Below are 26789 nucleotides of genomic sequence, written 5' to 3'. Positions count from 1 at the left end.
TTTGCGACCAATTTTGATAACGTAAGGTCTACAACAATATGTCTAAAGACATCCGGATTAAAAAAGGGTTAAACATCAACCTTATCGGGGCAGCAGAACAGACTACTTCCAAAGCCGTTTTAAGTAACGTTTATGCCCTAAACCTAGATGATTTTCATGGAATAACACCAAAAATGTTGGTGAAACAGGGCGCCGAAGTAAAAGCGGGAGAGCCTATTTTTTTCAACAAAAATCGAGAAGATATGCTTTTCGTATCTCCAGTAAGTGGAGAATTGGTGGAGATTGTTCGTGGAGCTAGAAGAAAAATTTTAACGTTAAAGATCCTTGCGGACAAGACGCAGGAATACGTAACCCATAAAACAGTTGATGTTGAAAAATCTGATGCCGAGAGTATCAGGTCTTTCTTGCTTCAGTCTGGTGGTTGGCCATTTATAAAGCAACGTCCTTATGACATTATAGCCAATCCTGAAGCTACGCCAAAAGCAATATTTATCTCTGGATATACCACGGCACCCTTAGCCGCGGACGCCAATTATGTTTTGAATGGTAAAGAAGCGGAACTACAAGCCGCTATTACTGCTTTAAGCAAATTGACCCCAGGAAAAGTTCATGTTTCAGTTGGAAGTGGAAGTAATTCCCCGCTTGAAAAATTGGATGGAATCACACTTCACAAAGTATCTGGACCACATCCGGCTGGATTGGTTGGAACGCAGATCAATAAAATTGACCCTATCAATAAAGGAGAAGTTGCCTGGACAATAACTCCGCAAGATTTGGTAATACTTGGAGAACTGTTTTTAACTGGTAAGTTTAACGCAGAACGCACCATAGCACTGGGAGGATCTATAGTTAAAGCTCCAAAATATTACACAACAAAAATAGGAGCAGAGATTTCTACCTTTTTGTATGCAAGTGGAGTTAATGAAGATAAGTTTAGGTTGATTAATGGAGATGTGCTCACAGGCTCAAAAACACATCCAGAAGGATACCTCGGATTTTATAACAACACGGTAACGGCTATTCCGGAAGGCGATGATTATGAATTCTTTGGATGGAACAAACCAATTTTTAATAAAATTTCTTCCACTAGAGCATTGACTTTCTCATGGATGCAGCCCAATAAAAAATATGATTTGGACACCAATACCAATGGTGAGCATCGGGCGTTTGTGGTAACGGGTCGTTATGAAGATGTTTTTCCGTTGGATATTTACCCACTACAATTGCTTAAAGCATGTATGGTAAAGGATTTGGATGAGATGGAGCAATTAGGATTATATGAAGTGGCACCTGAAGATTTCTCACTAACAGAATTCATTTGTATTTCTAAACAACCGCACCAACAAATAATCAGGGAAGGATTGGATTTGTTGCATCAAGAAATTGGATAATATGGGTATGAAAGAAAAATTACATCAGATAAAAGAAAAATACAAGGGCAAAAAAATGGCTCCTGCATTTAATGCAATCCATACATTTTTGTATATGCCCAATGAAACTACCCACTCTGGTAGTCATGTTCGTGCTGCTGACGATTTAAAGCGTACCATGAACACGGTTATCATGGCTTTGGTTCCTTGTCTTTTATTCGGAATCTTTAACGCAGGGTACCAACATTACTCTGCAATCAATGGTTTTCCTTCGGAATTTTCATTGATGGAGCATTTTATTACATGGGATAACTTTTGGTTGGGAGCAATTACCGTATTGCCAATTGTTGTTGTATCCTATGGAGTAGGATTGGCTATCGAATTCTTGTTTGCAGTAATAAAAGGACATGAAGTGGAAGAAGGATACCTGGTAACAGGAATGTTGGTTCCTCTTATTGTTCCTGTGGACACACCACTATGGATGTTGGCTGTTGCCGTCGCCTTTGGTGTTGTCATTGGGAAGGAAGTTTTTGGAGGAACAGGGATGAACATCTTGAATCCCGCTTTGACTATACGTGCGTTCTTGTTTTTCGCTTATCCTACCTGGATGAGTGGCGATAAAGTTTGGGTGCACGGCGCTAAAGATGGTTTAACACAAGCAGGTTCTACCGATGCTATTTCTGGAGAAACAGTTTTAGGGTATTTGGCACAGGGGAATACTGAGTTTACCTATTCGCTTTCTGATATGTTCTATGGGTTTATACCCGGTTCAGTAGGGGAAACATCGACCTTGTTAATTTTACTGGGTGGATTGTTTTTGATTTTTTCAAAAATAGCCTCATGGCGAATCATGTTGAGTGCTGTAATTGGATCTCTTGCAATGGGCTTGATTTTTAATGGCATTGTTGCTGCAGAATGGATTCCCGAGTATAGCAAGTTCTATGGACTAATGAGTTTTGAATACTGGCAACATTTGTTGGTGGGAGGTCTTGCTTTTGGTATTGTCTTTATGGCTACTGACCCTGTTACAGGATCGCAGACCAACAGGGGCAAATGGATATATGGATTCTTGATTGGATTTATGTCCGTTATGATTCGTGTATTCAACCCAGGTTATCCAGAAGGTGTTTTCTTGGCAATCTTGTTGATGAATGTTTTTGCACCTACCATTGACCATTATGTGGTAAGAGGTAATATCAAAAGAAGAATGAAACGATTAAAAACGGCTACCATACATCCTAAGGTTACTGATGGTGTTGAAGCGTTAAAAACGGAAACAGTATAATAATGGGAATTAACACAGATAAAAACTCATATACCGTAATCTTTGCAATCATAATGGTTGTAATTGTAGGTTCTGTCCTTGCTTTTTTGGCATCTGGCCTAAATGACAGAATCAAGGAAAATGAACGTTTTGAAAAACAACAGAATATCCTTTACGCCATGGGTGTAAATGAGAATACTGAAGATAGTGGGGTAAATTTTATTCCTACAGATGTGGTTGAGGGTGAGTTTTCAAAATACATTAAAGAACAATATGTTTTTGTGGATGGTGAGGTTCAAAAAGATGATCAAGCCTTTTTGATTGATATGAAGAAACAGCTTGCTGCCTTTAAAAGTGGAGGTGAAGCACGGTTGCCCATTTTTATTGGTGAGAAGGATGGTAAAAAATCATATATCCTGCCAATGTATGGTAAAGGGCTATGGGATGCTATTTGGGGTTTTATTTCGGTTGATGACAATATGATCGTTCAGGGAGTTTATTTCGATCATAAAGCGGAAACTCCCGGTCTTGGCGCAAATATAAAAATGCGCTTTTTCATGGATGATTTTATAGGTGAATCTTTGTTGGAAGGTAAAAGTTATGCGGGCGTAAGTGTAGCAAAAGGAAACAATGATCCATTGAACAACGATAAAGAGGATAATGAAGTGGATGCACTTGCAGGTGCAACGATCACTGGAAATGGAGTTTCAGCGATGATAAAAGAAACCTTAAAGGTTTACAAACCTTACTTAGAAACTATTAGAACGAATTAATATGGCATTGCTTTCAAAAAAAGATGCAAATCTAATTTTAGACCCATTAGCGGATAACAACCCAATAACCATTCAGGTTTTGGGAATCTGTTCAGCATTGGCAATTACAGCGGAACTTAAAGCCTCTTTGGTAATGGCAATCTCGGTGATTTTTGTACTGGGAGTAGGTAACGTGGTCATTTCGTTGATGCGTAACGTGATTCCTTCAAAAATCAGGATTATCGTTCAACTTATCGTTGTGGCAACCTTGGTGATCATTGTAGACCAGGTTTTAAAGGCATTTGCGTATGAGTTGAGTAAAACCCTTTCCGTTTTTGTTGGGTTGATTATTACCAACTGTATTATCATGGGGCGTTTTGAGGCCTTTGCTTTGGGCAATGGTCCATGGAAATCCTTTTTAGATGGTATTGGTAATGCACTTGGCTATGGAGTAATATTGATTATTGTTGGATTTTTCCGTGAACTTTTTGGTTCAGGGACCTTATTTGGAATTCCTGTATTGGGAGATCCAATAGCGAAGACTGGGCTATATGCAACAGGATATGAGAACAACGGATTTATGATTATACCACCAGCAGCATTGATAGTTGTTGGAATCATTATTTGGGTGCAGCGTTCAAGAAATAAAGCATTAATAGAAGAAGCATAAATAAGAGAATATGTTAGAACATTTAGAACTGTTTTTTAAGTCCATCTTCATAGATAATATGGTATTTGCGGTCTTTTTGGGAATGTGTTCCTATTTAGCCGTATCAAAGAAAGTAGCAACAGCTGTAGGATTAGGAGCTGCCGTTATATTCGTTTTAGCCGTTACGGTACCTTTAAACTGGTTGTTAGATCAATACTTGCTAAGAGATGGTGCGTTGGTGTGGTTAGGTCCAGAGTATGCCGATTACAACCTTAGCTTCCTATCATTTATTTTGTTTATTGCTACCATTGCAACAATGGTACAATTAGTGGAGATTGTGGTGGAAAAATTCTCTCCCTCACTATACAACTCTTTAGGTATTTTCTTGCCTTTAATTGCGGTAAACTGTGCTATTTTAGGAGGTTCCCTGTTTATGCAGGCAAGAGAGATTCCAAGTTTGGGATTGGCATTCAATTATGGAGTTAGCTCTGGTATTGGATGGTTCTTGGCTATTTTGGCTATTGCAGCGATTCGGGAAAAAATAAGATATTCAAATGTACCGGCTCCACTTCGTGGATTAGGTATAACCTTTATCATTACAGGTTTGATGGGAATTGGGTTCCAAAGTTTTGGTGGAATGCTAACAGGTGATAATGAACCACCTGAAGGAACAGAACCAATTACAGCGGAAAAAATTGAAGAAAAAGAAATTAAAAAAGAGATTGAAGACGAGGAAAAAGCAGTCTCTTATAACGAAGTCATAAACAAATAAATATGATTTTAGCTACCAGTACAGGAGGTACTATTCTAATTACAGTTGTTGCTTTTCTAATTTTGTTGTTGCTATTGGTTGCACTATTGTTGTTTACCAAAGAAAAATTATCACCTTCAGGTCCAGTAACATTGACCATCAACGGTGAAAAACAAATAGAAGTGGCTTCTGGAGGTACTTTACTATCGACTTTAGGAAACCAGAAAGTGTTTTTACCTTCCGCTTGTGGTGGTGGTGGAACTTGTATCCAGTGTGAATGCCATGTACTCTCTGGAGGTGGCGAGGCGCTTCCTACGGAAACACCACACTTTTCCAAAAAAGAATTGACCCATGGTGCTCGCTTGGCATGTCAGGTTAAAGTGAAGCAAGACATGGAAATTACAATTCCTGAGGAGGTTTTCGGAATCAAAAAATGGCCGGCAAAAGTTGTTAGAAATTACAATGTTGCTTCGTTTATCAAGGAATTTGTTGTTGAGATTCCTGATGATATGAATTACAAGGCTGGAGGGTATATTCAAATTGAGATTCCACCCTGTGAGGTAAAGTATTCAGATATTGATATTACAGCGCATCCTGAAGAACATGAAACTCCAGATAAGTTTAAAGCAGAGTGGGATAAGTTCAACTTGTGGCCCTTGGTCATGAAAAACCCAGAAACTGTTGAACGTGCCTATTCAATGGCTTCATATCCTGCAGAAGGACGCGAAATCATGTTGAATGTTCGTATTGCGACACCACCATGGGATCGTTCCAAAAATGGATGGATGGATGTTAACCCTGGTGTTGCCTCTTCATATATTTTCGGATTAAAAGAAGGTGATCCTGTTACAATTTCAGGACCATTTGGAGAGTTTTTTATTAATGAATCGGAAGCAGAAATGCTTTACGTTGGTGGTGGTGCAGGTATGGCTCCAATGCGTTCTCACTTGTATCACTTGTTCAGAACCTTAAAAACCAATAGAAAAGTTACGTATTGGTACGGAGGTCGCTCTAAAAGGGAGTTGTTCTACATTGATCACTTTAAAAAATTGGAAAAGGACTTTCCTAATTTTAAATTCTATATGGCACTTTCAGAACCTATGGAAGAAGACAATTGGAAAGTAAAAGAAGATATTGATGCTGAAGGAGATGGTTTTGTTGGATTTATCCATAACTGTGTTATAGATAATTACCTGAATCATCATGAGTCTCCTGAAGATATAGAGCTGTATTTCTGTGGTCCGCCATTAATGAACAAAGCCGTTCAGAAAATGGGTGAAGACTTTGGTATTCCAGATGAGAATATCAGGTTTGATGACTTTGGAGGATAGCTTTAAGAATATATATTACCTCGAGCGCAGTCGAGAGGTCATTATTAAACCTAGCCGACGTGAAAGCGTCGGTTTTTTTTATGGAAGAACGAAGACAACTTACGGAACAAGAACTTCATAATCTAGCCATGAATATTGTTGGAAAACAATTGGAGGAGGATGGTTTTGAATTTATGGGCATCAACAGCAAACCAAAAAAAAATCCCCAGTATGTTTGCCTTAAAGATAAAATTCTACATTTTATTGTGGTAAGGAATGTAAAATACCCGAAAAGCACAACAATGTTTGATAATGAATTAATGGGAAAGATGAAAGATCATGCAAATAAGTTTGAAGCTAAGACCTATTATGCGGGTGTGGGACTTTCCAACGCATCCAACCAAGAGCTTCCAGTATATTTAAATGAAGATTACATTGTTGATTATCAAGGTTTAATTGAGATTTAAATGATACAACGAATACTTTTTACAGTTGGCCTTGCATTATTTTTTGGATGTAATTCCAATACATTGATAAAAAATCACAATGCTGGTAATGCACTGGGCACTACCTATTCCATTATCTACATTTCAGACGTAGAACTGGATTATCAACAAGAGATAGATTCTGTTTTTCAAGTGATCAATCAATCACTTTCAACTTATATCCCTACATCAGATATTTCAAAAATTAATAATGGTGATTCAACTATAAGGGTGGATCATATGTTCCAAGAGGTTTTTAAGACGTCTAGCTTGGTATTTGAAGCCTCCAATGGCTATTTTGACCCTACTATTGGTGTCATGGCAAATGCTTGGGGTTTTGGCCCAGGAGAACAGCTAGAACTGGATAGTCTTAAAGTAGACAGTTTATTGAAGTATGTTGGTTGGGACAAGGTAAAATTGAATCATGATGGTACCATAACTAAAAATCACTCAGAATTACGTTTTGATTTTAATGCTGTAGCCAAAGGATATACTATTGACCGTTTAGGAGCTTTATTGGATGCTAAGGGTTTGGAAAATTATTTGGTTGAATTAGGCGGTGAGGTCATAACCAAGGGCCAAAATAGGATTTCAGGTAAACAATGGAGTGTGGGGATAGACGATCCCCAAGTTGAGGTTGGACGGCAGCTGAAACAGATAATTTTTCTAGAGAATAAGGCCATGGCATCTTCTGGAAATTATAGGAAGTTTAGAATAGACTCAGAAACAGGAAAAAAGTATGTTCATACCATCAACCCTAAAACTGGATACACTAAAAACTCCAATGTTTTAGCAACTAGTGTGGTTGCAGGTTCCTGTGCCGAAGCGGATGCCTATGCAACAGCTTTTATGGCCATGGACTTGGAAGACTCCAAGAACTTGTTGACTAATCAAGATAATTTGGAAGCGTATATCATTTATTTGGATGAAAGAGGAGAAACGCAAGAATTTATGACTCCCGGATTTAAAAGCTTGATAAAGCAATAATCATTTCCTAACAAAGGGAATGATTTCGCCTTTTGACAATCTATATTGTTCAACCTCTTTTTCGGACAATTTTTGAGTGTAATCCACTTCTTCAACGGTAAAGCCAATGCTTCTTAATTTGTCAAAGTAATCCCTGCCATAGATACGTACATGGTCATATTGACCAAAAATCTTGGCTCTTTCCTTTCTATCAGTTATTGAATCGTCTTCAAATGTTTCTTCTCTTTTTAAATCCTGCGGAATTTGAAAAATGCCCCAACCTCCTGGCTTTAGAATACGAAACAACTCTTGCATCGCTTTGGTGTCATCAGGAATGTGTTCCAAAACATGATTACAAAGAATAACGTCAAATGAATCATCACTAAATGGAAGATTGCAGATGTCCGCTTTTACTTCGGCCAGGGGAGAGTTTAAATCGGTAGTGGTATAGTCAATATTGTCAAACTGTTTAAAACGTTTGTGAAAGGCCTGTTCCGGGGCAAAATGAAGTACTTTTTGGTCTTTGGTGAAAAAATCGGTTTTATTTTTTAGATATAGCCATAACAATCTATGTCTTTCCAGGGATAGGGTAGAGGGGGAGAGCACATTCTCCCTGGGATTTTCATAGCCATAAGGTAAAAAAGTTCTAAAACTTTTTCCGTCAATGGGATCAGTATAGTTTTTTCCTTTTAGTGAAAAGGCAACCAAAGGTCTTACCCAATAACTTAATTTTATAAGAAGTGGTCTTGGGATAAGATTCAAGAAAAATTTAAAGAGCCGTTTCATTCTGTTGTTCCATAAGAAGTGGAACCAAATCTAAAGTTGTAGTTTTTTACTTCGGAATTCTTCTTCCTCATCAGTAGTTACGCCCAAGGCATCATAAATATATTGAAAGGTGGAGAGCAGTTCGGGTTTTCCATCGATTAAAGCAACATCGTGTTCAAAATGGGCACTAGGCTTTCCATCAGCGGTTAAAATGGTCCAGCCATCCTTTAGTTGTTTTATTCTCCGAGTTCCCATATTTACCATGGGTTCAATGGCAACCACCATTCCATCTACAAATTTCTTGCCCCGTCCTCTTTTTCCATAGTTGGGCATTTGTGGGTCTTCGTGAAGTTCGGTTCCAAGTCCATGACCTACCAACTCGCGAACAATTCCATAGCCATGACTCTCACAATGGTTTTGAATGGCATAGCCTACATCGCCAACACGATTTCCTAGCTTAAATTCACGGATTCCCATATATAAGGATTCCTTTGTGACCCTGAGTAATTTTTTGGTGTCTTCTGCAACCTCACCTACTTCAAAAGTATAAGCATGATCACCGTAAAAACCATTTTTCACTGCTCCACAATCAACAGAGATAATATCACCTTCTTTAAGAAGTTCATTGTTTGGAATACCATGAACAACTTGCGTATTTGGACTCCAGTTTAGGGTGTTGGGAAAGTCGTACATACCCAGAAAACCAGGTTCTGCTCCTTGTTCTCGAATAAAGTCTTCAGCTAGTTTATCCAGTTGCAATGGATTAGCTCCAGGTTTGATTTCTGATGCCAACATTCCCAAAGTTTTGGATACCACCAATGCGCTTTCACGCATTAACTCAATTTCCTCTGCAGTCTTAATCTTTATCATGTGCGCAAAGATAAGCGGAAATCAATTAATCATGATTGCCAGATTAACTCTAAACCAACGATTCCTGAGTCATTAATGAAGGTTTTTCAACCCCAATTAACTTTAAAATTGTTGGAGCTATATCTCCAAGGACGCCATCTTTGATTTCTGAAATGGTTTCATCCACTAAAATTAAAGGTACGGGATTAGTGGTATGCGCTGTGTTTGGACTACCATCTGGATTAACCATGGTATCGCAGTTGCCATGATCCGCTATAACGATAGTAGAGTATCCATTTTCCAAAGCAGTGGTAATGACATCTTTTGCACATTCATCTACGGTTTCGCAGGCTTTTATTGCAGCTTCCATAATTCCGGTATGTCCAACCATATCTGGATTTGCAAAGTTTAGGCACACAAAACTTGCCTCTCCTTTTTGCAACTCAGGGATAATGGCGTCCCTAATTTCATAAGCACTCATTTCTGGTTTCAAATCGTAGGTTGCCACCTTTGGTGAGGGACATAAAATTCGTTTTTCCCCTTCAAACGGTTCTTCTCTTCCTCCGTTGAAGAAGAAAGTAACGTGCGGATATTTCTCTGTTTCAGCAATACGGATTTGCTTTTTTCCTTGATTGGCCAATACTTCTCCCAATGTATCTTTAATATTTTCCTTATCATACACAACCTTCGTGCCTTTAAAGGAATCGTCATAATTGGTCAAGGTAACATAGTACAATTCCAATTTTGCCATGTCAAGTTCTGGAAAATCTTCTTGGCTAAGAACCTGGGTCAATTCTCTGCCTCTATCCGTTCTAAAGTTGAAGAAAACGATAACATCCCCTTCTTTTATGGTTCCTTTGGGTTCTAAAACCAAAGGTTCAATAAACTCATCTGTTATTCCGGCATCATAGTTTTTTTGAATAGCCTCCGAAATATTTTCAAAAGCCTCTCCCTTGCCATTTACCATCACATCATATGCTTTCTTTACCCTTTCCCATCGTTTATCACGATCCATGGCGTAATATCTTCCAACTACGGTGGCGAGTTTGGCATTTTTATCCGAGCAAAAATTGGTCAAGTCTTCTAAAAAACCTTTTCCGCTTTTTGGATCAACATCCCTACCATCAGTAAAGGCATGGATATAAGATGTTTTCACTCCATTTTTGTCACTCGCCTCAATTAGGGCTTTTAAATGATTTATATGACTATGGACCCCCCCATTGCTTACCAAGCCTAAAAAATGAACAGGCTTATTATTGGTTTTGGCGTATTCAAAAGCATTTTTGAGAACGGATTCGTCTTTAAGGGTATCTTCTTTTACCGCTTTATTGATTTTAGCCAAATCTTGATAAACTATTCTGCCTGCACCCAAATTCATATGACCTACTTCACTATTTCCCATTTGACCTTCGGGGAGACCAACGTTCATTCCGTCTGTAAGCAGGTTTGAGTTGGGATAGTCGTTATAGAGTGAATCAATAAACGGAGTGTTTGCTTGCGCTATTGCTGAAACTTTTGGGTCTGGAGATTTTCCCCAGCCATCTAAGATCATTAAGATTACCTTCTTATTCATGATATGGAATTCAGCACCAAAAATAGAATCATTTGGCTTCTTGCCCTAGTTTTTTCCAAGTTTTCTATTTGTGATTTTGTTAATTATTTATGTTAAAAAAAATGGACTTGTTAAAGTTTAGTTATTTAAGTGTTAATGCTGTAACATTTAGAAATAGATGGAGTCTATTTTTATATAAGTTAAATCTATAATCAAAAATTATTCATCATGAAAAAAACAATCCTAACAGTAGCTGGGGCATTTATGCTTGCAGTTACAGGCGTTTGCGCCAACGAATCTTCAACGACTTTTAATGACAACGTGAATTTATCCACTGTTTCATTTGAGCTAAGTTCTTTTTGTAAAGCAATTGTGAAAGGGGACTTTGATACGGTTAAAAAGTTGATTGAACTTGGAGAAGATGTAAACCAAAAATCACTTGGTATGGCTCCCATTCATTTTGCAGCACGGTACAATAAAACAGACATTTTAGAGCTGCTAATCGCTAATGGCGCCGATGTTAAGAAGCGTTGCGATAAGGGATATACTGCAAAAAAATATGCAGAACTGTCTAATGCCACGGAAGCATTGAAAATATTGAAATTAGCTATGAAGAAATAAGGAAACGAGTTTATTCATCCAAAAAAAGCCCGTCCAATTGGACGGGCTTTTCTATTCCATTTACTTTTATAGTGTTCAGGTAAAAGAGTAAATGTTTTGTTTATTAAAAATCAAAACCCGTAAACACCCTATACAGGAATGCGTACAATGCCATTGATAGCAATATGCCACAAAATATGGTATACGCTTTTAGCAAGGTGACAACAAAACCAGGTTTGCAATCGTCAAATGCTTCCGTGTAGATGTTCTTAAAATGCAATAGTGTTCCCATGTGTTCTACTTGTTAGCTAGCACAAAGGAGGTTAAAGAAAGATGTTATTGATTTGGGTTATCCAAAGGTAGTCAAAACTGACGAATACTATTTTTTAATCGATGAACGTGTCAAATCTATCGACCGGAATATTTTTCAATGGCTTCTTTGATTTTTTCAATTCTGTTTTCAGGGTCTGGATGGGTACTCTGAAATTCAGGAACTCTATTCGGGCCAGCTGCAGTTTTTAGGATTTCCATAACCTTAATCATTTCATAGGGGTCATAACCAGATTGAATCATAAATAAAACTCCAAGTTCGTCGCTTTCAAGTTCATCACCTCTTCCATTTTTCAACAATGTATTTTGTCCTATACCGCTTACCAAACCGCCCATATCACCTCCTACAGATGCTCCCATGGTCAAAGTCTCCCAAAAGCTACTCTCTGCAATACGCTCTGCAGAATGTCTTCCAATTACATGTCCAATTTCGTGTCCTAAAACACCTGCTAACTGTTCTTCATTTAATTGCGAAAACAATGCATATGTAATAAAACATTGTCCACCCGGCAGCGCAAAAGCATTTATGGTTTGGTCGTCAGCTAGAAGATGAAAATCATATTCATAAGGAGTTTCTCTGGCAATGCTGTTATTCACTAGTTTGTTTCCTACGGCATCGACAAATGCTTGCAAACGTTCATCTGGGTACAGCCCTCCATGTTGTTGCGCCATTTCAGGGGCGCTCTGCAAGCCTATGGCAATCTCCTGGTCTGCAGTCATGTTAATGGTTTGAACTCGTCCTGTATAGGGATTCTCTTCTTTATTATTGCATCGTTGTATAAATGCAAAGGCTACAATGGCAAGCCCAATAAGGATACGGATTTTCCAACTACCTCTTCTCATAATGTTAGTGTTCTTGAAAATTCAAGATACAAAAATGAGTTATAACAGTTCTTGGTTAATGTCCAAAATATTATCTTGAATGTATGCTTTTAAGAATCCAGTGGTAAAATGCTCAGAACCCATAAAGTCTTCATTTAGAATCAATTTTAAAATATTTTTCTTTCTAAATGCAGTTAGCATGGGTATTGATATTGGAGCATAGCTGTAATGCCATGGTTCATATTTAAAACCCCTTCTTCTTGGTTCTTTAGTGTAAACAAGGTAAAACCCAAATTTTTCTGAATTTTCATTGAGCCAGAGTTTAAACCCTCCAAAAGGTCCACCTTCCTCAAACTTTTCAGGAACCAAAATATCTCCAGATGTTTTGGCATAACCATCAACAATATCAATATCGGTTCCCCAATGGTGTCTGCTGGTTCCTGGAATTGTTGAGTATTCTATAATTTTATCTATTGCATCCAAAGGTTGCATTCCTTGATCTTCGGTGTAGCGCAAAAATTTTCGCTCCCATATACTTTCCTGTCTGTAAAAATCTCTGTAGCTAGATACCATTTTAATATCGAAACCGTCTGTGTATGCAGCTTTTTTCATTTTCACAAAGGCGTCATGGGCTTCTTCCCTTAGGTTAATGCCCTCTCCAAAAAGTTCAATATCAGCTTTTCCCATTAATTCTGTAACAGAATAATCATCTGGGTCACTGTTTAGGTTGAAAAAAGGTGGAATGGAACAGACCAGACTGGTGGCGGCTGTATTTTTAATAAAAGTCCTTCTCTTCATGGGACAAAATTGATTTTAGGGCAAGTTAAGAAGTATTTTCTATCCATTTGAAAGCAAGCATGGACTATTTGATATTCCAGTCTTTAATCCGATATGTAAAGATATCCTTGGAACTTTTCCCTTGTGTCATTTACGGTAAGGACATAGAAGTAAATTCCAGAGGATAGACCAGAATCTCTACTAATAACTGAATTACGATTGGATTTACCTCTGAACTCATTGGCATAATTCAATTTGGAATAGACTAAAATGCCATAACGATTGTAAATGTTGAGAAGATTGTTTGGAACATTTTCAATGCCATCGATTAACAAAAAGTCATTTACACCATCATCATTAGGTGTTAAAAAATAGTTGTCCAATTCTAAAACTGTAAATGGCTCCAATAAATCATCTGTTCCTCCCAATGTTATAATTTCATACTCGTTGGGTATAAAACTGTCTGAAGTAATGTTGCCATTTTGAAGGTTTCCCGAAACTGATGAATTACCAAGTCTTTCCCATCTACTCTGTGATTTGCTCCATCCAACAATCAGCAGATTCTCCGTAGATTCTGCCAACAGGTTCGCATTGCTATTTACGTCCCAAGTAATGTTGATTACAGAAGGTTGATTTGATTCCAATCGCCAAAATTCAAGCTCACTTATCTGAAGATCATCAAAATCCTTATTATCAGTACTGAATTGCCCCGATAGTGAAAGGGGGTTATTGGGGTCTTCGAAGAAATAAGCACATTTGGTCAGGTCATTTATTCCATTGGATGTCAACGTAAGAGGTCTTATTCGTTCTCCATCTCCCACTGGAAATGTAATTAATTCCTTGTTTGTTCCTGCTGCATAGCCGTCAACATGGGTTAGGTTTCCACTTCCTATGTAAAACGAAGAATCAATAAAATTAAGGTAGCTATTTGAGTTGTTTCTTGAAGTCAATACATCGCCCATAACAAAATTGGTATTGTTTCTAATTCCAACCCATGTCTCCAAAAACAATCCATTTTGGACAACAACCTCCAAATCTTCAAAAACTGGATTCGAAGTTCCCGAAATGGTCATCCGATTGGTGCCATAAAAGCCTGTCAACCCTGAATTTTGGTCAAAAATACCATCATCAATAACATCAATATGAAAGCCAACAGCAGCAGTTCCATGAAACTGAAGATTTCCAAAATTATGAACCGCATCTTGAGAGTTGGAAATAGCAGACGTAATTAGGAACAAACCCAATAAAAATAGCTTTATGTATCCGTTTGATTTTTTCATTAATTATCTAAATGCTTGATATATTACTACAATTCCATCGGCAAAACTATCCGTATTGATGGTAAAACCATCTGTATTAAACCTTGTAACGGTTGCCGATGTCACCCCAAGATTGTTTCCGTTTTGATTTCCGTATCGTAGACCTATGCAATGGGAATTTGAAGCGTACCGTGAGATGTCATTGATGGAGTTTCCACTTCCGCCTACATAAATCACTTGCTCTACGATAGTATTGCCATCGTTTCTTGCAAACCCGTTCATAGTGCCAAAAGAATTGGCAATACCGGTATTATTGTTGCCAACGGCATTGTCGGAGTTTAAATTATAGCTTTCAACATTTGCATGTGCCGAAAATGTAATACTACTTGGCTCAAAAGGAAGTCCTATTATATTTTGATTCCCCAAACCAGTAATTTGAAAGGCACCTATATACGAATTAGCTACATTAGGAATTTCTACCCACGCTGAATCGCTGTAAAAGTGAATACTTTTTGTTGTTGTATTGAATACCATGGAACCTTCAATTGGGTTTGCTATGGAGTTCATTTCAGTAGTTGTAACATTATGTATGCCCACTAAGTCTCCTGCGGTCGGTGTTTGTGCGTTGAGTTCTATAAATGAAAAGAATAGAACAAGTACTATAACTTTTTTCATTCTATTCTATATTAAAGATCTAAGATGGTAAACATAAACTCGGAGTTAAATCGATTTCTATCCGAACCACCATTATCATTATCGCCAATAATTACTTCAAAACCAGTGCTTAGTTGATTTCGATATGAAATTCCTGGGTCATCATTACCTGCACCGTCCCTACTTGGTTGTGCTAATTGAATTATATAATTACCATCACTGACCATGCCTGCAGGAAGGTTCACTCTATAATACCCGTTTCCAGCCAGTTTTGTGACAGTAATTCCAGCTGTGGCTCTAGTTACATCACCATTTGAGGCAATTTTACCAAAAGCTTTTATAAAATTGTTGCCAGAGGGACCTTGGTCTCCCACTGGACCTTGGTCTCCGATTGGTCCCTGATCTCCAATTGGACCCTGATCTCCAATTGGACCCTGGTCACCGATTGGCCCTTGGTCTCCAACTGGTCCTTGATCTCCAACTATTCCTTGTGGTCCTTGGTCACCTATTGGCCCTTGGTCTCCGATTGGTCCTTGGTCTCCCACTGGACCTTGGTCTCCGACTGGTCCTTGGTCTCCGATTGGCCCTTGGTCTCCGATTGGTCCTTGATCTCCAACTGGACCCTGGTCTCCGATTGGTCCCTGGTCACCTACTGGACCCTGGTCACCGATTGGCCCTTGGTCCCCGATGGGTCCCTGATCTCCGATTGGTCCTTGATCTCCAACTATTCCTTGTGGTCCTTGGTCCCCGATTGGTCCCTGGTCACCGATTGGCCCCTGGTCTCCAACTGGTCCCTGGTCTCCAACCGGTCCTTGATCACCGATTGGTCCTTGGTCACCGATTGGTCCTTGGTCTCCAACTGGACCCTGGTCTCCAACCGGTCCTTGATCACCTATCGGTCCCTGGTCTCCAACTGGACCCTGATCACCTACTGGTCCTTGGTCTCCGACTGGTCCTTGGTCACCGATTGGTCCTTGATCTCCAACTGGACCCTGGTCTCCGACTGGTCCTTGGTCTCCAACTGGTCCTTGATCTCCAACTATTCCTTGTGGTCCTTGGTCACCGATTGGTCCTTGGTCACCGATTGGTCCCTGATCTCCAACTGGACCCTGGTCTCCGACTGGCCCTTGGTCTCCGATTGGTCCTTGGTCTCCCACTGGACCTTGGTCTCCGATTGGTCCTTGGTCACCTACTGGTCCCTGGTCTCCGACTGGCCCTTGGTCTCCAACTATTCCTTGTGGACCTTGGTCACCTACTGGTCCTTTGTCACCTACTGGTCCTTGGTCACCGATTGGTCCCTGATCTCCAACTGGACCCTGGTCTCCGACTGGTCCTTGGTCACCGATTGGTCCTTGGTCACCGATTGGTCCCTGGTCTCCGATTGGCCCTTGGTCTCCAACCGGACCTTGGTCGCCGACGGGTCCCTGATCTCCAACCGGCCCTTGGTCCCCGATGGGTCCCTGGTCACCTACTGGACCCTGGTCACCGATTGGCCCTTGGTCCCCGATGGGTCCCTGATCTCCAACTGGACCCTGGTCTCCCACTGGACCCTGGTCTCCGACTGGTCCTTGGTCTCCGATTGGTCCTTGGTCTCCAACTGGACCCTGGTCTCCAACTGGACCCTGGTCTCCGACTGGTCCTTGGTCTCCGATTGGTCCTTGGTCTCCGATTGGTCCTTGGTCTCCGATTGGCCCTTGGTCTCCAACCGGACCTTGGTCGCCGACGGGTCCCTGATCTCCAACCGGACCTTGGTCACCGATTGGTCCTTGGTCACCGATTGGCCCTTGGTCCCCGATGGGTCCCTGATCTCCAACTGGACCCTGGTCTCCGACTGGTCCCTGGTCTCCGATTGGTCCTTGGTCTCCGATTGGTCCTTGATCTCCAACTGGACCCTGGTCACCGATTGGCCCTTGGTCTCCAACTATTCCTTGTGGTCCTTGGTCACCGATTGGCCCTTGGTCTCCGATTGGTCCTTGATCTCCGATTGGTCCTTGATCTCCAACTGGACCCTGGTCTCCGATTGGTCCTTGGTCTCCGATTGGTCCTTGATCTCCAACTGGACCCTGGTCACCGATTGGCCCTTGGTCTCCGATTGGCCCTTGGTCTCCGATTGGTCCTTGGTCTCCAACTGGACCCTGGTCACCTATTGGCCCTTGATCTCCAACTGGACCCTGGTCTCCGACTGGCCCTTGGTCTCCGATTGGTCCTTGGTCTCCCACTGGACCCTGGTCACCGACTGGTCCTTGGTTACCGATTGGCCCTTGGTCCCCGATGGGTCCCTGGTCTCCAACCGGTCCTTGATCACCGATTGGTCCTTGGTCACCGATTGGTCCTTGGTCTCCAACTGGACCCTGGTCTCCAACCGGTCCTTGATCACCTATCGGTCCCTGGTCTCCAACTGGACCCTGATCACCCACTGGACCCTGGTCTCCGACTGGTCCTTGGTCCCCGATGGGTCCTTGGTCACCGATTGGCCCTTGGTCTCCGATTGGTCCTTGATCTCCAACTGGACCCTGGTCTCCGATTGGTCCTTGGTCTCCGATTGGTCCTTGATCTCCAACTGGACCCTGGTCACCGATTGGTCCCTGATCTCCAACTGGTCCTTGGTCTCCGATTGGTCCCTGATCTCCAATTGGTCCTTGGTCTCCGATTGGTCCTTGGTCACCTACTGGTCCTTGGTCTCCGATTGGTCCCTGGTCTCCAATTGGTCCTTGGTCTCCAACTGGACCCTGGTCACCGATTGGCCCTTGGTCACCGATTGGTCCTTGGTCACCGATTGGTCCCTGATCTCCAACTGGACCCTGGTCTCCGACTGGCCCTTGGTCTCCGATTGGTCCTTGGTCTCCCACTGGACCTTGGTCTCCGATTGGTCCTTGGTCACCTACTGGTCCCTGGTCTCCGACTGGCCCTTGGTCTCCAACTATTCCTTGTGGTCCTTGGTCACCGATTGGTCCCTGGTCACCGATTGGTCCTTGGTCACCTACTGGTCCCTGGTCTCCGACTGGCCCTTGGTCTCCAACTATTCCTTGTGGTCCTTGGTCACCGATTGGTCCCTGGTCACCGATGGGTCCCTGATCTCCCACTGGACCCTGGTCTCCGACTGGTCCTTGGTCTCCGATTGGTCCTTGATCTCCAACTGGTCCCTGGTCACCGACTGGTCCTTGATCTCCAACTATTCCTTGTGGTCCTTGGTCCCCGATTGGTCCCTGGTCACCGATTGGCCCCTGGTCTCCAACTGGTCCTTGGTCTCCAACCGGTCCTTGATCACCGATTGGTCCTTGGTCACCGATTGGTCCTTGGTCTCCAACTGGACCCTGGTCTCCAACCGGTCCTTGATCACCTATCGGTCCCTGGTCTCCAACTGGACCCTGATCACCTACTGGTCCTTGGTCTCCGACTGGTCCTTGGTCACCGATTGGTCCTTGATCTCCAACTGGACCCTGGTCTCCGACTGGTCCTTGGTCTCCAACTGGTCCTTGATCTCCAACTATTCCTTGTGGTCCTTGGTCACCGATTGGTCCTTGGTCACCGATTGGTCCCTGATCTCCAACTGGACCCTGGTCTCCGACTGGCCCTTGGTCTCCGATTGGTCCTTGGTCTCCCACTGGACCTTGGTCTCCGATTGGTCCTTGGTCACCTACTGGTCCCTGGTCTCCGACTGGCCCTTGGTCTCCAACTATTCCTTGTGGACCTTGGTCACCTACTGGTCCTTTGTCACCTACTGGTCCTTGGTCACCGATTGGTCCCTGATCTCCAACTGGACCCTGGTCTCCGACTGGTCCTTGGTCACCGATTGGTCCTTGGTCACCGATTGGTCCCTGGTCTCCGATTGGCCCTTGGTCTCCAACCGGACCTTGGTCGCCGACGGGTCCCTGATCTCCAACCGGCCCTTGGTCCCCGATGGGTCCCTGGTCACCTACTGGACCCTGGTCACCGATTGGCCCTTGGTCCCCGATGGGTCCCTGATCTCCAACTGGACCCTGGTCTCCCACTGGACCCTGGTCTCCGACTGGTCCTTGGTCTCCGATTGGTCCTTGGTCTCCAACTATTCCTTGTGGTCCTTGGTCACCTACTGGTCCTTTGTCACCTACTGGTCCTTGGTCACCGATTGGTCCCTGATCTCCAACTGGACCCTGGTCTCCGACTGGTCCTTGGTCACCGATTGGTCCTTGGTCACCGATTGGTCCCTGGTCTCCCACTGGACCCTGGTCTCCGACTGGTCCTTGGTCTCCGATTGGTCCTTGGTCTCCAACTGGACCCTGGTCTCCGATTGGCCCTTGGTCTCCAACCGGACCTTGGTCGCCGACGGGTCCCTGATCTCCAACTGGACCCTGGTCTCCCACTGGACCCTGGTCTCCGATTGGTCCTTGGTCTCCGATTGGTCCTTGATCTCCAACTGGACCCTGGTCACCGATTGGCCCTTGGTCTCCAACTGGTCCTTGGTCCCCTGTTAAATCTGGTGATGTGAAAACTACTAAACCGTCATCAAGAATAGAAAAGGTTCCATCATTGTTATCGACAAATGTGAGATTTGATGTATTTGATGAATTACAAAGATTAATCCATTGAGAGCCATTAAAATAGTGTACACAGGATGTTTCTATATTATATACTAAGGCACCATTTAGAGGTGCAATACTTTGCATTTGGGCTGATGTCAATCTCGTTAAGACTAGCGCTTTATTGGCGCTTTCTAATTCCAGAATTGACGCAGAATCGATTACATTTGGATTGGAACCGACTTTAACTTGCGAAAATGCAAAAAAGGAAAATAAAAGGGCAAAAAGGGGTAAATATGTATTCAATCTCATCACGACCTAGTTTTGACAGTATGTTAAAATTACTATGGAGGTCGATGAAGTGCCAGATAATGTTGCGTAGTCACAGAGAAATGTTGCAAAACACCATTTGACGGTCTAAAATATTACATTTTAACCGATTACAATAAAATTCTACGAGAAAATTCTTGCTAAAATTATCTGTCAAGGAAGAGAATTCCTTGGTATTCAAGCTCCAGATCATCCAAAACAACCAGATAATAATAGACCCCTTCAGGGAGTCCAATATCTTGACTTAAATAAAAACTTCCAGTATTTGATAATCCAGTGAACTCATCCACATAATTGTTTTTTTCAAATACTTTTTGTCCAAAACGATTGAATATTCGAAGACTGTTGTTGGGAGATTCTGACATGCCTTCAATTACTAAAAAATCATTTGTACCGTCTCCATTTGGACTTAAAAAATAGTTGCCTAGTGTTGGATTGTTTACTGCAAAAGTATCCATTGGCAATGGGATTGTACCAAAGGTAATGGCAGCGAAATCACTGGGCACAAAAGGTAAAGAGGTTACAAACCCTTGATTTATGTCACCGCTAAAAGCATCACTGCCGATTATTTCCCATTGATTGGATTGTTTGCTCCAACCAACTACGATAATTTCATCTATATCAATATTTGAAATGGATTCTAAATCACTTCTTTCGTTCCAACTTATTGTTATTGTAGAAATCGCATCATTTTGTGCAATCCAAAATTCTTTGTCTGTAATTGTACCAATATCCCTCGCTTTTTGGGTTGTATCAAAGGTCTGTGATAGTGAAATTGGTACTGATGGGTTTTCAAAAAAGTAGGCGCATATTGCTAAGGATGTTTGTTCCTCCGATTCCAAAAGAAGGGGCCTGAGCATGTCCTCATCACCAACAGGAAAAGAGAACAACGTCCGATTTTTGGCTCCGGCAAAACCGGTTATTTTGGAAATATCGCTTTCGCCTGTAAAAAAACCAGTATCGGTGAAGTTTAAATTTATGGTCTGATCATCATGTGGAGATTGGACATTTCCACTTATGAAATTGGTATTGTTGTTAATATCTATAGAGTTTTCTAGTGAGACATTGTTGAGAACAAAAATCTCAACATCTGAAAAAGAGGGAGGGATACTTCCGAGTACCTCAATATTCTCGTTACCATAAAAGCCTGCAAGTCCTTCGTTATTGTCAAAAGGGGAATCATTTATAAAATTGGTGTGGAATCCCAGATTTCCATTGGTGTGAATACGGATTGAACCGGTATTGTGCATTGCAGTTTGTCCGCAAATTATACTAGCCCAAAAAAGAAACGCTATAAAAGACCAATTTTTCATTAGTTGATTTGTTGCCAGTTAGTTCCGTCACTTTGTAGCTGAACAACTCCAGTTGGAATGGTGGTGGTGCTTGCTCCAACACTATCAAAATAAGAAGAAATAGTTGGATTGAACGCTGTAGGGTTCTTAATAATATAGATTCTACCTTGACAGGTGTTGGCGACTGGTAAAGTTATCGAGTGAAGGCCGTCTAAGATAACGGTGTAATGTGAAGCATCCAATGTTGTGTTGCCCAAGGTAGATACAATTGGAGCTGAGAAAGACCCCGTTGTCTGTAGTGTTGAATTTGGTGCAGTGGTTCCGACCCCTACTTTTCCATCGTTTTTAATGGTCATGATTGCGTGGGATAGATCTGGAACATTTTGGTTATTGTCATCGTTTTGAAGAAAATGAAAATCCCCTTTTGCATTTTGGTCTTTTCTTTCATACACCAAAGCACCCTTTCCGTAATTGCCAGTAGCTTCAACAGCGAACAGAATTCCAGATGCTGAACCCCCGGTATTATTGTTATTTGAGTTTTGCAATTGTAACCCATAGAAAAGATTGTTTCCCGCACTTCTTTTGACATGAAGTTGTGCATTGGGATTAAGCTCTCCAATACCAACTTCCCCTGTGTTCTTAATGGTCATTACAGCATCTGTCAAATCAGGATTGTCTGTAGTGCTAGCTATATTTTGAAGGAAATGGAAGTCCCCTTTGGCAAAATTTTGATTTCGCTCGTAGACCAATGCCCCTTTTCCGAAGTTTCCTGTTGCTTCCACGGAAAATAGGATTCCTGCTGCTGAGCCTCCACTTGCATTGTTATTTGCATTCTGTAGCTGTAATCCGTATGTGAGATTGTTCCCGGCTGCTTCCCTGATATGAAGCTTGGTTTGGGGCGTTGTTGTTCCCAGGCCAAGGGCACCATTACCAGAATCAAAGGTATTGTCCCAGAACAGATTGGTATTGTTTTCCAAGAGACTGCCTGCTCCATCCGAAAAGAAAATGGAGCCTAAAGTTCCATTGATGGTTTGCTGCAAAGCAGAACCATCAGCAAGCTCCCATGCTGTGGATGTGGCATTCCATTGCAAGATTTGGTCGTCTGCAGCGGCATCTGCCAGTTTTGCGAGCGTAATGCCGCCATCTGGAACTTGCAGTCCATTGGTGGCGTCCACCTCAATTGTTGTCCCGTCTACGTTAACCTCAAGGTCCATTGCCACGAGTGCGGCATCAGCCTGAGTTCCAGTTATGGAGCCATTTGTGGATGTTACGTCCTGTCCAAGGCTTGTTGCTAGGTTTGCGGCGTCCTGCCATTGTGGGTCGCCGGCGGTATCGGTTCCCAGTACTTTGTTTGCGTCTGTGACACCAGTTGTTCCTATTTTATTGGCTGTCACGGCGTCATCAACGATTTCGTCGGTGTTTATGGCGTCATCCGCCATTTTAGCGTTGGTGATGGCATTGTCGGGGATTTGCAAACCATTGGTTGCATCCACTTCAATCGTGGTTCCATCAACATTGACCTCAAGGTCCATTGCCACGAGTGCGGCATCAGCCTGAATTCCAGTTATGGAGCCATTTGTGGATGTTACGTCCTGTCCAAGGCTTGTTGCTAGGTTTGCGGCGTCCTGCCATTGTGGCTCGCCGGCGGTATCGGTTCCCAGCACTTTGTTTGCGTCTGTGACACCAGTTGTTCCTATTTTATCAGCTGTCACGGCATCGTCAACGATTTCGTCCGTGTTTATGGCGTCATCCGCCATTTTAGCATTGGTGATGGCATTGTCCGCCACATCGAAGTTTACATCCTCAAAGATTGCATTTGTCGTTGTTCCCGTAAGCACAATTGTTCCGTCCGTTGATGTGATGTCCCCGTCGGCAAACGTTGCTACGTCCACTTCGAGTGAGCCGTCCACAGCCTGGTTCAGTCCTGTTCCCGCAACTGAAACGTCTATTTTATCGGCTGTCACGGCATCGTCAACGATCTCATCGGTGTTGATCGCGTTATCGGCCATTTTTGCGTTAGTGATGGCGTTGTCAGCCACATCGAAGTTTATATCCTCAAAGATTGCGTTTGTCGTTGTTCCCGTAAGCGCAATTGTTCCGTCCGTTGATGTGATGTCCCCGTCGGCAAACGTTGCTACGTCCACTTCGAGTGAGCCGTCCACAGCCTGGTTCAGTCCTGTTCCCGCCACTGAAACGTCTATTTTATCGGCTGTCACGGCATCGTCAACGATCTCATCGGTGTTGATCGCGTCATCGGCCATTTTTGCGTTAGTGATGGCGTTGTCAGCCACATCGAAGTTTATATCCTCAAAGATTGCGTTTGTCGTTGTTCCCGTAAGCGCAATTGTTCCGTCCGTTGATGTGACGTCCCCGTCGGCAAACGTTGCTACGTCCACTTCGAGTGAGCCGTCCACAGCCTGGTTCAGTCCTGTTCCCGCCACTGAAACGTCTATTTTATTGGCTGTGACTGCATCGTTTGCAATTTCACTCGTGCCAATTCCTCCAACACTTACATCCAAAAGAAATGGATTCGTACTATCACCAGTGCCTTCAAGCCTTAAAGTGGTGTCAAATGGTCCGACCACCTCGTTACCAACTATTCCATCAATTTCGGTTACGCTGAGTCCGGCAATATCAACCAGAGTCCATTGGGCACCATTCCATTGCAAAATTTCACCTGTGTTATCGCCAATAGCCAATTTATCAAAGGATATGGAAGCATCTTGTAGTTGTTGGCCGGTGATAGATCCTGGTTGAATATCCATTTCCCCATTTATGGAGGTGTCAACAATATTTTCACCCCTAATCTCACCAACCTCGAAATTAAAGTTGCTACCGTCCTGCGTTATGACCAAGGTAGGACTAAAGTTTACGATAGCATCCGTTGTAAATGTCTGTTCATCTGGGCGATTACAAAGGTTTTCCCAAAGTGTTCCGGTGTAAAAATGGACACACTGGGTATCTGTATTGTAAACCAAGGCGCCTCTTAATGGCGATGTATTTTCCATTTGGGTAGTCGTCATTCGGGTAATGACCAATACCCTTGAATTACTTTCCAGTTCCAGAACCGAGGAAGGATCTAAATTTTGTGGATTATCGCCAATTTTTATCTGTCCTTGCATTGAAGATATCATAGATAGGGCGAAAGCAATAGGTATAAAACATGTTTTCACAGTTGTTAATATTTGAGGTTACCCAAAATTAAAGTGATCATACATTAAATAGAATTATTACCGTTAAAATACGTTAGTTTATTGGTGAACGGATTGCCATGCCCATCAGTTCGTTTTGGAGAATTAACAAAAGTTTAGAATAGGTTTATTTTTTTATATGGCATTCAAGGGTTTTCTTTAACTTTAGTTAAGATACATTTTTATGAAAAACAGTTACCTAATAGTATTTTTTTTGGTTTTTACCGGTATTTCCATGGCGCAGGACAATAGACAGGTCTTGCGAGGAAAAGTCTTGTACAGGGGTAGCAATGTTCCCAATGAGAATGTTATTAATTCAACCTCTGAAACTGCTACCATTACCAACGATGATGGGCAATTTGCGATTTTGGTAAAAGAAGGAGACCAACTTGTTTTTACCGCAGTGAACTACCAGTTGGAGGTGATTACCATTACCAAAGAAATTTTGGATAATAATAGGCTTGTGGTAGAGGTAACCGAGAAAGTGACCGAATTGGATGAAGTAATCATTAGTCCAGAAAACCAAAAGAAATTTCTGGAGGTTAAAAATGAAGATTTCAAAGGGTTTGAATATGAAATTGATAGAGGTACCGAGGTGGAGAACGTAGCAATGTCCAGAGCCGATCGTGGTATGCGGGATGGTATTAATTTTGTGAATATTTTCAAGGCACTCTTCAATTCAAAAAAGGAAGCAGAGGGACAACAGGTACAATTAAAAGTTAGCGAGGTACTGCGTACGGTATATGATGACGAGTTTTTTGTGGCGGACTTAAAATTGCCACAGGATAAAATAGATGCTTTTTTAATCTATTGTGATGATAAAGTACCTTCACAAACTCTGTTACGAAAGGAAAATGAGTTTCAATTGATTGACTTTTTGGTAACACACAGCAAAACATATTTGGCAGAGCTGGATGAGGAATAAGCTCCTTTTTTTATTGTGCACTATAGCGGTTTTTTCGACCAGGGCCCAACAGGTTGGGGTGAGGGAACTGAAAGGCAAAGTATACAATAAGGATAAAGATGTTGTTGGGGTGGCCGTTCAGAATATTACGGCAAATCGGGCTGTTATTACAGATCTTGACGGCAACTTTTCAATTTTAGTACGACTCAATGATACCTTAGTTTTTTCCGCAGTTCAATTCAAAAGAAAAATACTTCCTATAAATGAGGCGCTTTTCAATACTAATTTCATCACTGTTCCTTTGGAAGAATTTGTAAACGAGTTAAGGGAAGTTGTTGTAACTCCTTATAACCTTTCGGGTGATTTGAATCAGGATTTAGAGGGTTTGCAACTGGAAAAAGATGTGAGTGCCGAAGCTTTGAAACTTCCGAATGCGCATCAAAAAATACCAACCCAAAGTGAACGTAAACTGCAACAAGCCACCTTTGGAAAGTTTAATGTTGGCATGATTCTTAGTCCTCCTTTAGATCCCATTATTAATGCAATTACCGGACGCACCAAAATGCTCAAAAATAGGGTTAAGGTAGATAAGGCTTATGCAAGAACACAGAGGGTACAGGATTTCTACGTTGATTCCCTTTTTATTACAACCTTAAAAATACCAATGGCCAATATAGATGATTTCATGTATTTCTGTGAGGTAGATGAGGAGTTTCAGAAGACAGTTGACAACGGTGATAAACTTAAAATATGGGATTTTCTGATCTTAAAGAGTAGGGCGTATAGAGAAAACAATAATCTAGACTGATTATTTTGGCATATGGTTTGTTACTTTTGATTTTGGATAAGGTCGATTAGAATATGATGAATTTAAAAATGATAAAAAACACCGTTCTCATACTTACAGTAATGCTGTTGTTTTCATTTACAACCTTGCACAAATACTATTTGAGCGTGACGAACATGCAATACTCAGAAAAGAATGATTCATTCCAAATTACCAGTCGCATATTTATTGATGATTTGGAGGAAGTGTTGAAGGAGCGTTACGGAATCATTGCCGAGTTGGCAACTTCAGATGAAGCAAAGGTTTCAAATGCCTATATTGAGAAATACTTCAGGACTAAATTTGCAATAGAACTTAATGGTGAAATTGCCAAATACACTTTTTTAGGAAAGAAATATGAAGAGGATGTAGTGATTTGCTACTTGGAATTGAACAACATAAACTTCACGGATTTACAATCTATATCCATCCAAAATGAAATTCTTACCGACCTCTTCGAAGAGCAACAAAACGTAGTCCATTTAAAATGGAAAGGACAAAAGAAGAGTTTTGTGCTGATCAAGGAAAATAATAAAGGAATGTTAAACTTCTAACGTATTCTTAACAATTGGTTAAAAAAAGTTATTTTTCG

24 protein-coding genes are annotated in these 26789 nt (G+C 41.7%); 13 read left to right on the top strand and 11 right to left on the bottom strand.

From position 1 onward, the window contains the following. The first annotated feature begins 38 nt into the window (after positions 1-38). The 8 genes from AAY42_RS07495 (at position 39) to AAY42_RS07460 (ending at position 7568) form a co-directional block, all read left to right on the top strand. The gene (locus AAY42_RS07495; RefSeq protein WP_055393831.1) at positions 39-1391 is read left to right on the top strand and encodes a Na(+)-translocating NADH-quinone reductase subunit A; all 1353 of its coding nucleotides are present in this window, start codon (positions 39-41) and stop codon (positions 1389-1391) included. Position 1392: 1 nt separating this feature from the next. Next, positions 1393-2655: an NADH:ubiquinone reductase (Na(+)-transporting) subunit B gene (locus AAY42_RS07490; RefSeq protein ID WP_055393829.1), complete on the top strand. Its 1263-nt coding sequence runs from the start codon at positions 1393-1395 to the stop codon at positions 2653-2655. 2 nt (positions 2656-2657) lie between these two features. Continuing rightward, positions 2658-3407, top strand: coding sequence for a Na(+)-translocating NADH-quinone reductase subunit C (locus tag AAY42_RS07485; RefSeq protein WP_055393827.1), 750 nt, complete (start codon positions 2658-2660; stop codon positions 3405-3407). Position 3408: 1 nt separating this feature from the next. After that, entirely contained in the window at positions 3409-4056 is a 648-nt protein-coding gene (locus AAY42_RS07480) for an NADH:ubiquinone reductase (Na(+)-transporting) subunit D (RefSeq protein ID WP_055393825.1), read from the top strand. A 10-nt stretch (positions 4057-4066) separates the two neighbouring features. After that, positions 4067-4807 (top strand): NADH:ubiquinone reductase (Na(+)-transporting) subunit E, encoded by a 741-nt coding sequence (nqrE, locus tag AAY42_RS07475; RefSeq protein WP_055393824.1) that lies wholly within the window; start codon positions 4067-4069, stop codon positions 4805-4807. 2 nt (positions 4808-4809) lie between these two features. Continuing rightward, complete coding sequence (gene nqrF / locus AAY42_RS07470; RefSeq protein WP_055393821.1) at positions 4810-6117, top strand: NADH:ubiquinone reductase (Na(+)-transporting) subunit F; 1308 nt, start codon at positions 4810-4812, stop codon at positions 6115-6117. An 80-nt stretch (positions 6118-6197) separates the two neighbouring features. Further along, positions 6198-6563, top strand: a complete 366-nt coding sequence (locus tag AAY42_RS18045) for a hypothetical protein (RefSeq protein ID WP_055393819.1) — start codon at positions 6198-6200, stop codon at positions 6561-6563. Beyond that, positions 6564-7568, top strand: a complete 1005-nt coding sequence (locus tag AAY42_RS07460; RefSeq protein ID WP_055393817.1) for an FAD:protein FMN transferase — start codon at positions 6564-6566, stop codon at positions 7566-7568. Here the strand turns inward: AAY42_RS07460 and AAY42_RS07455 are convergent, their stop codons facing one another. The 3 genes from AAY42_RS07455 to gpmI are packed head-to-tail and all read right to left on the bottom strand — an operon-like array spanning position 7569 to position 10734. Further along, complete coding sequence (locus AAY42_RS07455) at positions 7569-8333, bottom strand: class I SAM-dependent methyltransferase (RefSeq protein WP_055393815.1); 765 nt, start codon at positions 8331-8333, stop codon at positions 7569-7571. Between the two features lie 30 nt (positions 8334-8363). After that, on the bottom strand, positions 8364-9182 hold the full coding sequence (map, locus tag AAY42_RS07450; RefSeq protein ID WP_055393813.1) for a type I methionyl aminopeptidase: 819 nt from the start codon (positions 9180-9182) through the stop codon (positions 8364-8366). Between the two features lie 49 nt (positions 9183-9231). Continuing rightward, entirely contained in the window at positions 9232-10734 is a 1503-nt protein-coding gene (gene gpmI, locus AAY42_RS07445) for a 2,3-bisphosphoglycerate-independent phosphoglycerate mutase (RefSeq protein WP_055393811.1), read from the bottom strand. A gap of 207 nt (positions 10735-10941) precedes the next feature. Here gpmI and AAY42_RS07440 point away from each other — a divergent pair, with 207 nt between their 5' ends. Continuing rightward, the gene (locus AAY42_RS07440; protein WP_055393809.1) at positions 10942-11334 is read left to right on the top strand and encodes an ankyrin repeat domain-containing protein; all 393 of its coding nucleotides are present in this window, start codon (positions 10942-10944) and stop codon (positions 11332-11334) included. Positions 11335-11437: 103 nt separating this feature from the next. Here the strand turns inward: AAY42_RS07440 and AAY42_RS18260 are convergent, their stop codons facing one another. The 6 genes from AAY42_RS18260 to AAY42_RS18415 all read right to left on the bottom strand — a co-directional run bounded on the left by AAY42_RS18260 (position 11438) and on the right by AAY42_RS18415 (position 15529). Continuing rightward, positions 11438-11605 (bottom strand): DUF6747 family protein, encoded by a 168-nt coding sequence (locus AAY42_RS18260; protein WP_175288738.1) that lies wholly within the window; start codon positions 11603-11605, stop codon positions 11438-11440. A 116-nt stretch (positions 11606-11721) separates the two neighbouring features. Further along, on the bottom strand, positions 11722-12486 hold the full coding sequence (locus AAY42_RS07435; protein ID WP_055393807.1) for a M48 family metalloprotease: 765 nt from the start codon (positions 12484-12486) through the stop codon (positions 11722-11724). A gap of 39 nt (positions 12487-12525) precedes the next feature. Then, the gene (locus tag AAY42_RS07430; RefSeq protein ID WP_055393805.1) at positions 12526-13263 is read right to left on the bottom strand and encodes a M15 family metallopeptidase; all 738 of its coding nucleotides are present in this window, start codon (positions 13261-13263) and stop codon (positions 12526-12528) included. Positions 13264-13346: 83 nt separating this feature from the next. Then, complete coding sequence (locus AAY42_RS07425) at positions 13347-14522, bottom strand: gliding motility-associated C-terminal domain-containing protein (protein WP_082433358.1); 1176 nt, start codon at positions 14520-14522, stop codon at positions 13347-13349. Between the two features lie 3 nt (positions 14523-14525). Next, positions 14526-15176: a hypothetical protein gene (locus AAY42_RS07420; RefSeq protein ID WP_055393803.1), complete on the bottom strand. Its 651-nt coding sequence runs from the start codon at positions 15174-15176 to the stop codon at positions 14526-14528. 11 nt (positions 15177-15187) lie between these two features. Then, positions 15188-15529: a hypothetical protein gene (locus AAY42_RS18415; RefSeq protein WP_222836836.1), complete on the bottom strand. Its 342-nt coding sequence runs from the start codon at positions 15527-15529 to the stop codon at positions 15188-15190. Here AAY42_RS18415 and AAY42_RS18410 point away from each other — a divergent pair. Next, entirely contained in the window at positions 15518-19609 is a 4092-nt protein-coding gene (locus AAY42_RS18410; protein WP_222836835.1) for a hypothetical protein, read from the top strand. The two genes, AAY42_RS18415 and AAY42_RS18410, sit on opposite strands and share 12 nt — an antisense overlap. A 521-nt stretch (positions 19610-20130) precedes the next feature. On the opposite strand, the gene AAY42_RS07410 is transcribed toward AAY42_RS18410, so the two are convergent. After that, a complete protein-coding gene (locus tag AAY42_RS07410; RefSeq protein WP_055393800.1) occupies positions 20131-21297 on the bottom strand; it encodes a gliding motility-associated C-terminal domain-containing protein in 1167 nt (388 codons plus the stop codon). Continuing rightward, the gene (locus AAY42_RS07405) at positions 21297-24449 is read right to left on the bottom strand and encodes a beta strand repeat-containing protein (protein WP_139063682.1); all 3153 of its coding nucleotides are present in this window, start codon (positions 24447-24449) and stop codon (positions 21297-21299) included. Before AAY42_RS07405 ends, AAY42_RS07410 begins: the two co-directional genes overlap by 1 nt. Before the next feature lie 202 nt (positions 24450-24651). Here AAY42_RS07405 and AAY42_RS07400 point away from each other — a divergent pair, with 202 nt between their 5' ends. The 3 genes from AAY42_RS07400 to AAY42_RS07390 all read left to right on the top strand — a co-directional run bounded on the left by AAY42_RS07400 (position 24652) and on the right by AAY42_RS07390 (position 26751). After that, positions 24652-25392, top strand: coding sequence for a carboxypeptidase-like regulatory domain-containing protein (locus AAY42_RS07400; protein ID WP_055393796.1), 741 nt, complete (start codon positions 24652-24654; stop codon positions 25390-25392). A 58-nt stretch (positions 25393-25450) separates the two neighbouring features. Beyond that, positions 25451-26179: a carboxypeptidase-like regulatory domain-containing protein gene (locus tag AAY42_RS07395; RefSeq protein WP_245625603.1), complete on the top strand. Its 729-nt coding sequence runs from the start codon at positions 25451-25453 to the stop codon at positions 26177-26179. 68 nt (positions 26180-26247) lie between these two features. Next, positions 26248-26751 carry a DUF6702 family protein gene (locus tag AAY42_RS07390; RefSeq protein ID WP_245625602.1) on the top strand — a complete coding sequence of 168 codons (504 nt, stop codon included), beginning with the start codon at positions 26248-26250 and terminating at the stop codon, positions 26749-26751. Positions 26752-26789: the final 38 nt, after the last annotated feature.

The sequence above is a fragment of the Flagellimonas eckloniae genome (assembly GCF_001413955.1).
GTDB classification, from domain to species: Bacteria; Bacteroidota; Bacteroidia; order Flavobacteriales; family Flavobacteriaceae; genus Flagellimonas; species Flagellimonas eckloniae.
Note: the sequence above shows the minus strand (reverse complement) of the source record. Positions and strands in the feature narration are given on the sequence as shown.

Bases quoted from the DNA above. Each gene is read 5' to 3' on its own strand.
- AAY42_RS07495 (WP_055393831.1), top strand. From the start codon at position 39: ATGTCTAAAGACATCCGGATTAAAAAAGGGTTAAACATCAACCTTATC.
- AAY42_RS07490 (WP_055393829.1), top strand. From the start codon at position 1,393: ATGGGTATGAAAGAAAAATTACATCAGATAAAAGAAAAATACAAGGGC.
- AAY42_RS07485 (WP_055393827.1), top strand. From the start codon at position 2,658: ATGGGAATTAACACAGATAAAAACTCATATACCGTAATCTTTGCAATC.
- AAY42_RS07480 (WP_055393825.1), top strand. From the start codon at position 3,409: ATGGCATTGCTTTCAAAAAAAGATGCAAATCTAATTTTAGACCCATTA.
- nqrE (WP_055393824.1), top strand. From the start codon at position 4,067: ATGTTAGAACATTTAGAACTGTTTTTTAAGTCCATCTTCATAGATAAT.
- nqrF (WP_055393821.1), top strand. From the start codon at position 4,810: ATGATTTTAGCTACCAGTACAGGAGGTACTATTCTAATTACAGTTGTT.
- AAY42_RS18045 (WP_055393819.1), top strand. From the start codon at position 6,198: ATGGAAGAACGAAGACAACTTACGGAACAAGAACTTCATAATCTAGCC.
- AAY42_RS07460 (WP_055393817.1), top strand. From the start codon at position 6,564: ATGATACAACGAATACTTTTTACAGTTGGCCTTGCATTATTTTTTGGA.
- AAY42_RS07455 (WP_055393815.1), bottom strand. From the start codon at position 8,333: ATGAAACGGCTCTTTAAATTTTTCTTGAATCTTATCCCAAGACCACTT.
- map (WP_055393813.1), bottom strand. From the start codon at position 9,182: ATGATAAAGATTAAGACTGCAGAGGAAATTGAGTTAATGCGTGAAAGC.
- gpmI (WP_055393811.1), bottom strand. From the start codon at position 10,734: ATGAATAAGAAGGTAATCTTAATGATCTTAGATGGCTGGGGAAAATCT.
- AAY42_RS07440 (WP_055393809.1), top strand. From the start codon at position 10,942: ATGAAAAAAACAATCCTAACAGTAGCTGGGGCATTTATGCTTGCAGTT.
- AAY42_RS18260 (WP_175288738.1), bottom strand. From the start codon at position 11,605: ATGGGAACACTATTGCATTTTAAGAACATCTACACGGAAGCATTTGAC.
- AAY42_RS07435 (WP_055393807.1), bottom strand. From the start codon at position 12,486: ATGAGAAGAGGTAGTTGGAAAATCCGTATCCTTATTGGGCTTGCCATT.
- AAY42_RS07430 (WP_055393805.1), bottom strand. From the start codon at position 13,263: ATGAAGAGAAGGACTTTTATTAAAAATACAGCCGCCACCAGTCTGGTC.
- AAY42_RS07425 (WP_082433358.1), bottom strand. From the start codon at position 14,522: ATGAAAAAATCAAACGGATACATAAAGCTATTTTTATTGGGTTTGTTC.
- AAY42_RS07420 (WP_055393803.1), bottom strand. From the start codon at position 15,176: ATGAAAAAAGTTATAGTACTTGTTCTATTCTTTTCATTTATAGAACTC.
- AAY42_RS07410 (WP_055393800.1), bottom strand. From the start codon at position 21,297: ATGAAAAATTGGTCTTTTATAGCGTTTCTTTTTTGGGCTAGTATAATT.
- AAY42_RS07400 (WP_055393796.1), top strand. From the start codon at position 24,652: ATGAAAAACAGTTACCTAATAGTATTTTTTTTGGTTTTTACCGGTATT.
- AAY42_RS07390 (WP_245625602.1), top strand. From the start codon at position 26,248: ATGATAAAAAACACCGTTCTCATACTTACAGTAATGCTGTTGTTTTCA.